The following is a 12,775-nucleotide window of genomic DNA, read 5'->3' as shown; positions in this document are numbered from 1 at the left end:
GCCAGGTTTTCTTTCATGGGTGCACTACCCTGCTTTACGCGGTAGCCACGGCGATGCAGGCTGTCACCAGAGAGATCGATACTCACAATCACTTTGTTTTTGGACAAACGCACATTGACCCGTAAATCGGGATCACGCTTGGCGACCGATGGACGCTCGCCGCTGAAATCGCGCAAGCAATCCACTATCGCATCCTTCACTTTAACCGCGCCAAATTGGGTGTTGCGGATTGCATCGTTGGTGCCTATAAAATCCACCAACAAACTGCCATTTGGACTCAGATGCTCTTCCCAACGGAGTTCACGCACACCGTCGTACAGCTCCTCCTGACTATCGGCCTCAAAACTGGCGAGCGGTAACAGTACTTTGTTGGCAAGGCGCGACCAGAGGCAAACACGGTAGGCCATGCGAATGTCGCCCGAGAAGTAGATGCCGGCGACCGTCTCACGCAGCTCCTCTGCGCCAAGGGCTTGTAACTCGTTGTAAAGCAAGCCTTCCAAGCCTTTCGGGCAAGTGGCGAAATATTGATGTGTCATTTGTGCGTTTCCAAACTGAACTTTCCTGAACGCCACCTGACTAAAAAGATGAGCGTCATTAAATTGTCAAATACATCTGCTAGGCCGATATGCCATATAGAACAGCATATGTATAAAAATTTAATCGTTCACGACATCCGATAAATCTGGTGTACTCACCTAACCTGTAAAAACCAAGGAGATTGTAAAAACCAGTCAGACAAGTAAGTGAAAGACCGCAAGACCGCTTCCGTCGATAGGCAACACTCTATCGATAAACCACAATATAGAGGTGCAATAACTGATGAAACGTCAAAAACGTGACCAAACAGAACGCGCATTCGTTAAAGGGTATCAAGCAGGTATTGATGGGCGTTCTAAAAGCCTTTGTCCCCATGAGACCGGCCAGGCTCGCCAACAGTGGCTCAATGGCTGGCGCGAATCGCGCATAGATCAGTGGGACGGCTATAGTCGTTTGGCACAGGTTCAAAAAGTAAACAATATCCAACCCATGGCCATGAGTGGCTAAACTTCAAGCAAGACCAACAGAATTTACCAACCCAATCATTTTTTGATTCTATAAGCCCGCTCTCGCGGGCTTCGCTATTTTTAGAGCCCTCAAAGCCCCCGGTGATAGCTTGCGATTCCAGCAGCCGCTCGGCTAATCAAGCTTGGGCCTTCATAAATAAACCCGCTGTAGACCTGAACAAGACTGGCGCCCGCGCGGATCTTATCGGCAGCACTGGCTTCATCAAAAATTCCGCCCACGCCGATAATCGGCAATTTGCCGCCGAGACATGAGTTGAGTGTACGGATAACGTAGGTGCTTTTATCACGCACCGGCAAACCGCTTAAACCACCGGTTTCGCTGCCGTTTTCGTAGGTCTCAACGCCCACGCGGGTAATGGTGGTGTTGGTAGCGATCACGCCATCCATCCCTTCCTGCAATAACACACCCGCGACTTGGGCGATCTCGCTGTCATCCATATCAGGAGCGATTTTTACCGCGATAGGCACATAGCGACCAGTCGCTTGCTGCAGAATCCCCTGCTCTTTCTTGAGCGGAGCAAGTAACTGGGAAAGTGAATCACCAAACTGCAGGTTGCGCAGGCCTGGAGTATTAGGTGATGAAATATTCACGGTGATGTAATCCGCATGGTCATACACCTTGCGCAAACAGATCAGATAATCGTCCACCGCATTCTCAACGGGCGTAGTTGCGTTCTTACCGATATTGATACCCAGCACGCCTTTGTAGCGACGCTTTTGCACCTGCGCGACCAAATGATCAACGCCTTTGTTGTTGAAGCCCATGCGATTGATGATGCCTTGTGCTTCAGGGATGCGGAACAAACGTGGCTGAGGGTTGCCCGGTTGCGGGCGCGGTGTGATGGTACCTATCTCTACAAAACCAAAACCCAAGGCACCCAATGCATTGAAATAATCGCCGTTCTTATCCAAACCTGCCGCCAGTCCTACCGGATTATCAAAGGTCAATCCCATGACACTGACAGGGCTGCTCGGGATGGTAGGAGAAAACAGGCCAAGAACACGTAAACGCTCGGCCGCCCCCAAGAGATCCAGACTAAGTTCATGGGATGTTTCGGCATCAAGACGGAATAGAAGATCGCGAATAGTTTGATACATAGCAGACTCGTGGACGTTAACTGGAATAGCAATTGGGGCTAGCAATAAATAAGGCCGCAAGGATACTGGATTAGCGAGGTCAAAGCACCCCAAACCTCACCTTTTATCAGCCCAAACGGTTAATGGACTGAAAGCGATTATCCTCATCAAAATCGATTTGAAATCGGCCGCGTATACCTGAGTGCAAAACAAATGGCCGCAAAATACCCGCGGGAAAACGGATACTGCGGCCATCAATACTATGGGCAAAGACAGTTTTGACATTCCCCTCGTACAAACGCTGGAATTCCTCTGTCGAAATAGACAAGTCTACGATGATACTTTTCAAAAAAATAACTCTCTTGTTACTCAGGCAAAGCACAATTATCCAGTGCATCACAATGTTGGCTGGCTTGCGCCAAATCCAGCAGATCACGCAGTGCCACTGCAACCATAGCAAAGTCGGTGCCGTTCACCGCCTGCAGTTCATTCACCATGGATTTCCAGCGCGCAATTAATAATTGATGCTGATTACTCCAGCGCCGGATTATCTCATCCAGCGACAGACTATCATCCATAAAGCGGATCAAGGATATGCTCAAACTGCGCAATTGCGATTCGAGATCCGCCAGATAAGTCTCACGCGCCATGGCTTGCCAAAAATTATCAACCGGCAAATTGGATATCTGGTTGGAGAACCAGGGCAAGCTTAAATAATTCCCCAACGCAAAATAAATTTGCGCCAGTTTAACAATATCTTGTTTAGCGATGCGCGCAGCTTCCACCACACTCAAACCGGAATATAAATCCGCCGGACGTGCGATACAACTGACAAGGTTTTCGGACAACCCAAACGCGCTTAATTTTTGCACTGCATCTTGCCACTCAGTCAAGGCATCGCCAACCAATAATTGCGGCAAATTTTCGTTAATGGTTTTCAAACCTGCGGTGAATAATTCAACTTCACTGGCGGGATTTAAATAACTCCGTCGATTGCGCAAAAACCAGCGTGCAGCGCGACGAATCTTGCGCATCATCATACTGATAAGTTGCAGCTGACGCTCTGCAGGCACAGCAGTGCCCGCCGCATCCAATACTGCTAAAAATTCCGGCATTGCATAAATATCACGGGCGATAACATAGGCTTTTGCTACATCGCCCGCACTCGCACCGGTCGATTCCATTAATCGCTGCGCGAAACTGATCCCCATGGTGTTTACCATGTCATTCGCAATCTGGGTGGCGACAATTTCGCGCCGCAAACGATGGTTGCGCAGAGCAGCGGGGAATAATTGTGCAATCTTGTGCGGAAAGGCCGTCTCGATAAACCGGGCCAAATAATCATCGTCAACGATATTGGTTTTCGCGAGATCTTCTTTTAATACTGCTTTTGCGTAGGAAATTAATATTGCCAGCTCAGGGCGAGTCAGCGATTTCCCCTGGGTTTGCCGCTCCAATAACACATCATCGTTAGGTAAAAATTCAAGCTTGCGATCAAGACGACCCGCCACCTGCAATGCGTTCATAAACCGGCGATATTCAGCGCTGCGCTGTAACGCATCAGATTGTGTCACGCTGATCGCCTGCGTCTGGCGGGTATTATTGTGCAGCACTAACTGCGCGACATTTTCCGTCATATCAACCAATAATTGATTGCGCTGCTTTTGCGTTAAATCGCCATTGGCAACAATTTCGTTGAGCAAAATTTTGATATTGACTTCATGATCGGAACAATCGACACCGCCCGCGTTATCGATAAAATCGGTATTACATGCACCGCCGTTCAAACAATATTCAATCCGGCCACGCTGGGTCATCCCCAAATTGCCGCCCTCACCAAAAACCTTGCAGCGCAATTCATCACCATTTACACGCAAACTATCATTGGCCTTATCACCTGCATCGGCATGGACTTCGCTACTGGCTTTTACATAGGTGCCGATACCGCCATTCCAAATTAAATCCACCGGTGATTTGAGCAAGGCATTAATCAATTCTGTTGGTGTGAGCGTGTTAGCCTCCAGTGCAAATCGCTCGCGCATTTGCTCGGAAATAGTGATGGATTTAGCGCTGCGATTGAACACTCCGCCACCTTGGCTAATTAATGCTTTCTCGTAATCATCCCAGGTAGTTTTAGGTGTGTTATACAAGCGTTGTCGCTCAACAAAACTGCGTGCGGCATCCGGGTTGGGGTCGATAAAAATATGTTGATGGTTAAACGCAGCCACCAGCAAGATCGCCTCGGACAACAGCATGCCGTTGCCAAATACATCACCAGCCATATCACCAATGCCCAATACGCTCACTGGTTCGGTTTGTATGTCAACATTGATTTCGCGAAAATGACGCTGCACAGAAATCCAGGCACCGCGCGCGGTAATGCCCATACCTTTATGGTCATAACCTTGGCTGCCGCCGGATGCAAAAGCATCGCCCAGCCAATGGTTATATTCAGCAGAAATCGCGTTGGCAATATCAGAAAAACTCGCCGTACCTTTATCGGCAGCAACGACCAAATAAGGATCATCCTCATCGTATCGCACCACTTTCGCCGGAGGGCGAATATCACCCTCAACAAAGTTATCCGTCACATCCAATAGCCCGCGAATCAACCATTTGTAACAGGCAATTCCCTCCTGTAATTGTTGTTCGCGATTCACATTCGCTGGCATTTTTTTACACACAAAACCGCCCTTGGCACCACTGGGGACAATGACGGCATTTTTCACTTGCTGTGCTTTTACCAAACCCAAAATTTCAGTGCGGTAATCTTGCAAGCGATCCGACCAACGCAAACCGCCACGTGCAACATTGCTGGTGCGCAAATGCAAACCTTCCATGCGCGGCGAATAGACAAAGATCTCGAACATCGGTTTGGGCGCGGGAATATCCGCTAATTTACGTGGGGAAAACTTGAGTGATAAATATGGTTTTGGTTCACCCTGTTCATCGGTCTGATAAAAATTGGTACGCAAAGTGTTATCGATCAGCGCGAGAAAGCGGCGAATAATACGGTCATCATTAAGATTTTCTACCGCGTCCAACCGCGCAAGAATATCACTTTGCAAACTACCAAGCCGCTCCGGTGTTTTTTCATCGACCAGATCCGGATCAAATTTCAAACTAAATAGCTCAACCAGTTTATGGGCAATTGCAGTTTGGTTAGCAAGCGCAACCGCCATATAACTTGCACTAAAGGGGAATAGTGTTTGATGCATGTAGCCGGAGTAAGCCCGCAAAATCACTACCTCACGCCACTGCAACCCAGCAGTAGTGATGAGCGCATTAAAAGCATCACTATCGGCATCACCGCGCCAAATTGCGGCGAATGCGGTAATAAAATTATCTTTAAGGCTGGATAAATCAATATTGCTTGAAAATTGGTGCGCGAGCTTAAAATCATGCAGCCAAAATTGTTGGCCCGAGTGGGTATTGATATCGTAAGTGCTTTCACTTACCACACGAAAACCGAGATTCTCCAAAACGGGAATGACATCCGATAACGCCAGGGTAGTATCGCGATGAAAAATTTTGAATTGCACAAACGTATTTTGCCCGCCAGCACGTGATTGATCTGCTGCACGCGAGTGGTACACGCTGAGCGAAATAGTGTTGGTATCACCAGAACCACCAGCCGGGCTGCCATTAAACAATTCATTAATGGAGTGGATGTCCTGCACTGCGGTCGGTGCATCATACTGATCCTGATAAGCAGCAGAAAAAGCATCGCGATACTCACGCAGTAGTTGCGCACTCAGCTCTTCCCCATGAACCTCTGCCAATGCAGTGTGTAAGTAGTCTTCCCATGAGCGGGTGATATTGACAATCCCCGCCTGCAAAGTCGCAACATCGACTTGGGAAGGCGTGGCGCTATCGACTTTAAATACCAAATAGACCCGCGCCAGAATGGACTCGGAAAAATAAGTTGTGAACTCACTTTCATGGGAGCCTATAGCATTGCCAATCAATTCCTGAATTGCCAATCGCACCTTGGTGGAGAAATAATCCCGCGGGACATAAATAATAAAATTAACAAACTTTCCAAATGGGTCGCGCCGCATAAACAAACGCACCATGGAACGCTCATTAATCTGCGCAATCCCCCTTAGGGTTTCGTACAATTCTGTACTGCTACTTAAAAATAATTCGTTGCGCGGAAAAGTTTCAAGCAACTGCCGCAGGTTTTTGCCATCGTGACTTGCCTCTTCCAAACCACTGCGGGCAAACACTTTGCCCACTTTGGTCGAGATCAGCGGAATATTGAACGGGCTCATCAAATACACAGTGGAGGTGTAAAGCCCGAGGAAACGCACCTCGCCAATTACTTCACCTTGCGCGTTGAAACGTTTGACGATGACATAATCAGAATACGCATATCGATGTACACGTGCACGCGTTGAAGATTTTGAGAAGGTAATTACTTGCGGCACCAAGTGAAAACGAGCCATACCTTCATTAAAGGATTCCAATGCTAAAGAAGTAGCCTCACTGCCAGCGCCTTCGCGCAGTCTGAAAATACCCAAGCGCTCTGAGGGAATTTCATAGAGCACTTTTTTGCCATCAATTTCTTTAAATTCGTAAGCGGCATAACCAAGGAATGTAAATTTATCTTCTGTCAGCCAACGCATAAATGCTTTGGTCTGCTGAATATCCGCTGCGGCAAGCGCTTCATTTGCAAAGCCAAGATTTTGCTCGGTACCCAATGCAGCTGCGCGCATGGGATGGTAATCATCAACCACGCATTCGACCTCAGCTAAAATACTGTGCAAGCTTTGCACTATATCAGCCAGTTCCTGCTGATCCGTGTGCATGCTGATTTCCATCACGATCAATGCATCTTTTGTTTTTTCGCCTGCTTGCGAAGGCAAAGCCTGTCCGTTTTCCCCATCGATTAACTCGACGAGCTGATGGTTCGCATCGCGCATCAAATTCAGTACCGTGCTTTTAATCGTATAGATCGCAATATTGCGCCGGTTTAATTCGATACGAATCGAATCAACCAAAAACGGCATATCCTTTTGCAATACTGCCAGCGCTGTGTGCGGGCAAACCCAACCATCTTCCGCAAGGCTCGGGTTAAACAGACGTACCTTGGGCGTTTTGGGGTCGTAATGCTGGATAAATTGCCACCACTGGTAGAGGCTGCCGAACACATCGCTCAAACGCCTGCCAACTAATTCTTCCAGCGGATAATAGTTAAAATACTTTTTCGCCAAGCGCTGGAGCGACGCCAATTCTGCGCCGGTCAATTTGGTTGCCGCATAGCGATTAAATTCGTCCAAAAACTCCATGAGTGTGTGCTGGCTTACCAATGGGCTATTCACAATCTGAACTCCTGTCCTAGGTGGACCCGATAATCTTTAAGATTAGTCGAAAAATTCGGCTAAATAGTTGAAATCGCAGGGAACCGTCACCACCTTGCGCAGTCTATCGAGCACTTTTGTCGCGTTGTACGATGCCGCTCCGGTTCGTCAGCCTTGAATCAACCCATAATTGCTACCCACTCAGCGAAAAGGTATTCAACTTCCATGCAGGCTTATCAACAGATCCAATCACTGAACCTCTGGCTTAACGACCAAATTATCGGCCAGGAGCATTTGACCCAACGCCTATTGATCGCCCTGCTCGCTGACGGTCACCTGTTGGTAGAAGGCGCCCCCGGCCTCGCTAAGACCAAGGCGATAAAAACCTTGTCCCAAGCAATAGAAGGCAACTTTCACCGCATTCAGTTCACTCCGGATTTATTACCGTCCGATGTGACCGGTACCGATATTTATCGCCCCGAGCAAAATCGCTTTGAATTCCAACCCGGCCCGATTTTCCACAACCTGGTACTCGCCGACGAAATCAACCGCGCACCGGCCAAAGTGCAATCCGCTTTGCTTGAAGCCATGGCGGAACGTCAGGTGAGCGTGGGCAGCAAAACCTATCCACTGCCCGGTTTGTTTATGGTGATGGCGACCCAGAACCCTATCGAACAGGAAGGGACTTACCCACTACCGGAAGCGCAGCTCGACCGTTTCCTCCTGCATGTTGTTGTGGACTACCCCAGCCTTGATGCCGAACGCCGCATCCTGCAATTGGCTCGCAATGAAGCTGCTGCGGTGTCCGCTCCAAAACCGGAAGTAATTACCCAAGCAACTATCGATGCAGCGCGCAAAGAGATTCTTGCAATCCATATGGCAGACAGCGTTGAGGACTACATTGTTCATTTGATTAACGCCACGCGCCGCCCGACCGAATACTCCGCCGAACTCGCTGACCTGATTGAATACGGCGCAAGTCCGCGCGCGACCATTGCGCTGGATCGCTGCGCCCGTGCGCACGCTTGGTTAAACGGCCGCGATTTCGTCAGCCCCGATGATGTTCAGACAGTCGCCCACGATGTACTGCGCCATCGCCTGATTTTAAGTTTTGAAGCGGAAGCTACCGGTACTACACCGAATCACGCGATTGATAAATTGCTGGCCGCAGTGCCACTGAGCTAAACGGATCATTGCCATGAGCAATTTATCGCAGCAAGACCTTAATCCGCGCGGCGCTTACACTGAACTTGCCGCATTATTGCGCTGCCGGTTTTCCGCACAGGATCTAAAACTGTTTGCCCATCAACCGGCGCGCAGTCTCTTGTCCGGTGGTGAACGCACTCGCTTTCGCGGTCGGGGAATGGATTTTGAAGAAGTCCGCCTTTATCAACCGGGTGATGATATTCGCTCGATTGATTGGCGCGTGACCGCGCGCACCCAAGTTGCCCACACTAAAATTTTTCGCGAAGAGCGCGAGCGTCCGGTATTTATGCTGGTCGATCAACGCTCGCCACTATTTTTTGGCAGCACGCGCTGTTTTAAATCCGTACTTGCGGCACACATAGCCGCGCTACTCGGCTGGGCGGCATTAGCCAATGGCGATCGTTTGGGCGCGTTGGTGTTTGGTGATTACGATCAACGCGATGTGCGTCCGCGCCGCAGTAAACATGCAGTGTTGGAATTGTTGCATCAGCTGCAAGATTACAATCATCGTTTAACATCACCGATCACGCCCGCCCCTGCTCCACTTCCGTCAGGCCAATTAAAAAATGCCAACTCGTTAGAGGGCATGTTGTCTGATGCCAGACGCATCGCAAAACCAGGTTGTGCGCTGTTTATTATCAGTGATTTCCACGATATGACCGCGAGCGCAGAACAACAATTATTTGAATTGGCACGACATACTGATGTGACCTTGATTCATGTTTACGATCAACTGGAACGCCAACTCATCAGCAACTCACCGCTAACCATTAGTAATGGGCGCGAGCGATTGCAATTAGCGGCAAATGAAAAAGCATTCCAACAAGCATACAAAAATCAGTTCGACCAACAACTTAATATGCTCACAAGCATTTGCAAACGCTTGCGCATCCCGCTGCTTAGCTACGCCACGCAAGATGATATTCAGGATGGCTTACGCAAAGCGTATGGTCGAAAAAAATAGCCGAGGCTTTTTATAAAAAGGCAAAGCCTGACGTTAACAACACACAATTCACGAATAAAAGCAGACTATGCAACCAACTTCATCTCCACTGGATCAATTAGCCGATATCCATTTGCCCGATGGCGTAAGCTGGTGGCCGCTCGCACCTGGTTGGTGGATTTTGCTCGCGCTCCTTGTAGTGGCCGCCATTGGGTTTTTAATCTGGCGTCGGCGCAAACAGCAAAATCACTATCGCACTCTTGCACTGCAAGAGCTTGATGCAATTTATGCTCGCTATAACGAAGCACAAGATGCAGCCGCTTATTTGCAAGCCTTAAGTGTGTTATTACGCCGTACAGCGTTAACTGCTTATCCGCGCAGCTTCAACGCCAGCATCAAAGGTGTTGAATGGTTAAGCTGGTTAGATGCTGTTTGTCCCGCGCTCGATAACAAATTTTCTGGTGAATTAGGGCAAAGCTTGTTAAACAACATCTATCAGAAAAATCCACAAATTGATGCACTCGGATTGCAACAGTTAAGCGCGGCCTGGATAAACCAGCATCGCAACCATCGCCAAAAAATTCCTGCGGCAAAAAAAGTAACTCCAGCTACGGAGGCCAACCATGTTTGAAATGCAATGGCCCTGGTTACTTTTGCTCGCCCCGCTCCCGCTGTTAATGGCATTTATCGCACCTAAAAAACGAATTGAAGCCGCATTGCGCGTTCCCTTTTATCAACACGCGAGTCAACTTGAACAGCAAAATCGTTTAGGTATTGGTAAGCGCCCGGCAAAATTATTATCGCTTTGGTTAATTTGGCTGTGCTGTTTAGTTGCTGCCACCAATCCACAATGGGTAGGCGAACCTACCAGCATGCCATCGAGTGGTCGCGATTTATTAATGGCAGTGGATATTTCCGGCAGTATGGAACAAATCGACATGGTTGCTAACGGCCGCAAAATTACCCGCTTGATGGCAGTTAAAAAAGTGATTGGCGATTTTGTAACACGTCGCACGACTGATCGCTTGGGATTAATCCTGTTTGGTGCACAAGCTTATCTGCAAGCTCCACTTACTTATGATCGCAACACTGTCAACCAATTGCTGCAAGAAGCGCAAATTGGCTTTGCCGGCCAAGAGACAGCTATCGGTGATGCAATTGGTCTGGCAGTAAAACGCCTGCGCGACCGGCCAGATGCCAGCCGGGTTTTGGTGATCTTAACCGACGGCGCCAATACTTCTGGCGTGTTAGCTCCCGATAAAGCAGCAGAGCTAGCGCAAAAAGCCGGCATTAAAATTTACACCATTGCATTTGGTGCAGAGTCGATGGAAGTTCCCGGTATTTTTGGATCACGTACTGTTAATCCATCAGCCGATCTCGATGAGCCAACCATGATTGCCATCGCAGAAAAAACTGGCGGAAAATATTTCCGTGCACGCAATCTGCAAGAACTTGATGACATTCACCGCGAACTGGATCGACTTGAAGCGATTGAAATCGAAGCGGAAACATTTCGCCCTGTCGCCACATTATTTTATTGGCCGCTGGCTTTTGCATTCCTCCTAAGCCTTGTATTTGCATGCATCCATATATGGCAAGGGCGTGCAACACCAACAACAAATCTTGTGGAGGCGAAATAATGTCTACTATGGATTTAGTTATCAGCCAATTTCATTTTTTACGCCCCTGGTGGTTAGCCGCACTCGTGCCAGTCGTCATAATCGCGCTCTTGTTGTGGTACCAAAAGCACAACGCCCGCCAATGGCAGCAAATGGTTGCCCCGGAATTATTACAATACTTGCTTGATGGCCAAACAACTCGCATCAAGCCTTGGCAACTTATTGCACTTTTACTTGCATGGATTATCAGCGCTATTTCTCTTGCAGGCCCAAGCTGGGAAAAACGCCCTGTTGCCGTAGAAAAAAATCAACAGGCACTGGTACTGATGCTCGATCTTTCTCCATCCATGATGAGTGAAGATCTCAAACCGTCACGGCTTGTACGCGCACGGTTAAAAATTGCCGACCTGTTGCGCCTCCGCAAAGACGGTCAAACGGCGCTACTGGTATATGCCGGTGATGTGCATGTGGTGACACCGCTAACAGATGACACAGAAACCATTAACAATATTATTCCTGCACTTCATCCTAATGTGATGCCAGCCCAAGGAAGTAATACCGAAGAGGCAGTGACCCGCGCAATTCAATTATTAAAAGATGCCAACATCACCCAAGGTGATTTGATCTTAATTACTGATGGTGTGGATGCAGATGCACGGCAGAATGTTGTTGATATTATGAATCGCGAAACACAATACCGCCTCTCCGTTCTCGGAGTCGGCAGTTCAACGCCCACACCAATCCCCACGGGAAAAGGCGGCTTTGTTCGCGACAACCAACGCAACATAGTGACAACACAACTTGATGCGGGTGACCTACAAAATCTCGCCAACCAGACTCGTGGCCGCTATCGCACACTGGCCAACACCAGCAGCGATATTGATTACCTTATGGATTTACCCGCACCGCAAAAAGAAGAAACTCAACGCGTAGATCGCGATTTTGATAGCTGGTACGACCGCGGTCATTGGTTAATATTGTTGCTGTTACCGATTATCCTCTACTGCTTCCGTCGCGGTGTTTTACTTTGCTTATTCCTCATCCCGCTTATTGGTTTGACTCCAAGTAAAAGCTATGCCTTTGGCTGGGATGATTTATGGAAAAACAAAAACCAACAAGCCTACGACAAACTACAAGAAAATCAGGCCGCCGAAGCTGCCCAACAATTCGACACGCCCGACTGGAAAGCCAGCGCGCAATACCGCGCCGGTAACTACGAAGAAGCCGCAAAAAATTTTGCACAGTCCAATACCGCAGACGCGCACTACAATCGCGGCAACGCACTTGCCAAAGCCAATGAGCTAACCGCTGCAACCAAAGCCTATGACGAAGCACTCAAGCTTAATCCGGATTTGGAAGATGCAAAGAAAAATCGCAAGCTGGTGGAAGATTTAATTAAAGAGCAAAAAGAACAACAGAACCAGAATCAAGATCAGAACAAGCAGGATCAAGACAAGCAGGATCAGGATAAACAAGATCAAGGGAAAAACGACAACCAAAAGCAAGATCAAGGAAATAACGATCAACAGAATGATCAGCAACAAGATCAACAACAGCAAGACA

General features: G+C 48.4%; 10 protein-coding genes. 6 read left to right on the top strand and 4 right to left on the bottom strand.

What is annotated here, in order from left to right:
• Positions 1–536: THUMP domain-containing protein (locus AAGC78_RS02945; protein ID WP_435782536.1), on the bottom strand; the 536-nt coding region annotated here is incomplete at its 3' end.
• Between the two features lie 283 nt (positions 537–819).
• On the opposite strand from AAGC78_RS02945, the gene rmf reads away from it, so the two are divergent.
• Positions 820–1,044 (top strand): ribosome modulation factor, encoded by a 225-nt coding sequence (rmf, locus tag AAGC78_RS02940; RefSeq protein WP_007641871.1) that lies wholly within the window; start codon positions 820–822, stop codon positions 1,042–1,044.
• 89 nt (positions 1,045–1,133) lie between these two features.
• On the opposite strand, the gene AAGC78_RS02935 is transcribed toward rmf, so the two are convergent.
• The 3 genes from AAGC78_RS02935 to AAGC78_RS02925 all read right to left on the bottom strand — a co-directional run bounded on the left by AAGC78_RS02935 (position 1,134) and on the right by AAGC78_RS02925 (position 7,465).
• The gene (locus AAGC78_RS02935; RefSeq protein ID WP_435782535.1) at positions 1,134–2,162 is read right to left on the bottom strand and encodes a quinone-dependent dihydroorotate dehydrogenase; all 1,029 of its coding nucleotides are present in this window, start codon (positions 2,160–2,162) and stop codon (positions 1,134–1,136) included.
• 106 nt (positions 2,163–2,268) lie between these two features.
• Positions 2,269–2,538 carry a DUF2835 domain-containing protein gene (locus AAGC78_RS02930; protein ID WP_435782534.1) on the bottom strand — a complete coding sequence of 90 codons (270 nt, stop codon included), beginning with the start codon at positions 2,536–2,538 and terminating at the stop codon, positions 2,269–2,271.
• The gene (locus AAGC78_RS02925; protein WP_435782533.1) at positions 2,507–7,465 is read right to left on the bottom strand and encodes an NAD-glutamate dehydrogenase; all 4,959 of its coding nucleotides are present in this window, start codon (positions 7,463–7,465) and stop codon (positions 2,507–2,509) included. The genes AAGC78_RS02930 and AAGC78_RS02925 overlap by 32 nt, the downstream gene beginning before the upstream one ends.
• 204 nt (positions 7,466–7,669) lie before the next feature.
• Here AAGC78_RS02925 and AAGC78_RS02920 point away from each other — a divergent pair, with 204 nt between their 5' ends.
• The 5 genes from AAGC78_RS02920 to AAGC78_RS02900 form a co-directional block, all read left to right on the top strand.
• Positions 7,670–8,629, top strand: coding sequence for an AAA family ATPase (locus AAGC78_RS02920; protein ID WP_435782532.1), 960 nt, complete (start codon positions 7,670–7,672; stop codon positions 8,627–8,629).
• Positions 8,630–8,642: 13 nt separating this feature from the next.
• A complete protein-coding gene (locus AAGC78_RS02915; protein ID WP_435782531.1) occupies positions 8,643–9,614 on the top strand; it encodes a DUF58 domain-containing protein in 972 nt (323 codons plus the stop codon).
• A 67-nt stretch (positions 9,615–9,681) separates the two neighbouring features.
• A complete protein-coding gene (locus AAGC78_RS02910) occupies positions 9,682–10,224 on the top strand; it encodes a DUF4381 domain-containing protein (protein ID WP_435782530.1) in 543 nt (180 codons plus the stop codon).
• Complete coding sequence (locus tag AAGC78_RS02905) at positions 10,217–11,233, top strand: VWA domain-containing protein (RefSeq protein ID WP_435782529.1); 1,017 nt, start codon at positions 10,217–10,219, stop codon at positions 11,231–11,233. The genes AAGC78_RS02910 and AAGC78_RS02905 overlap by 8 nt, the downstream gene beginning before the upstream one ends.
• On the top strand, positions 11,233–12,775 hold a 1,543-nt coding region (locus AAGC78_RS02900), incomplete at its 3' end, for a vWA domain-containing protein (protein ID WP_435782528.1). The genes AAGC78_RS02905 and AAGC78_RS02900, both read left to right, overlap by 1 nt.

Origin of the sequence: Cellvibrio sp., assembly GCF_039207905.1 — a bacterium.
GTDB lineage: Bacteria > Pseudomonadota > Gammaproteobacteria > Pseudomonadales > Cellvibrionaceae > Cellvibrio.
This window is presented reverse-complemented; position numbering and strand designations above follow the sequence as displayed.

Excerpts from the sequence above, each read along its gene's own strand:
- AAGC78_RS02935 (WP_435782535.1), bottom strand. The coding sequence starts at position 2,162 with ATGTATCAAACTATTCGCGATCTTCTATTCCGTCTTGATGCCGAAACA.
- AAGC78_RS02920 (WP_435782532.1), top strand. The coding sequence starts at position 7,670 with ATGCAGGCTTATCAACAGATCCAATCACTGAACCTCTGGCTTAACGAC.
- AAGC78_RS02905 (WP_435782529.1), top strand. The coding sequence starts at position 10,217 with ATGTTTGAAATGCAATGGCCCTGGTTACTTTTGCTCGCCCCGCTCCCG.
- AAGC78_RS02910 (WP_435782530.1), top strand. The coding sequence starts at position 9,682 with ATGCAACCAACTTCATCTCCACTGGATCAATTAGCCGATATCCATTTG.
- AAGC78_RS02915 (WP_435782531.1), top strand. The coding sequence starts at position 8,643 with ATGAGCAATTTATCGCAGCAAGACCTTAATCCGCGCGGCGCTTACACT.
- AAGC78_RS02930 (WP_435782534.1), bottom strand. The coding sequence starts at position 2,538 with ATGCACTGGATAATTGTGCTTTGCCTGAGTAACAAGAGAGTTATTTTT.
- rmf (WP_007641871.1), top strand. The coding sequence starts at position 820 with ATGAAACGTCAAAAACGTGACCAAACAGAACGCGCATTCGTTAAAGGG.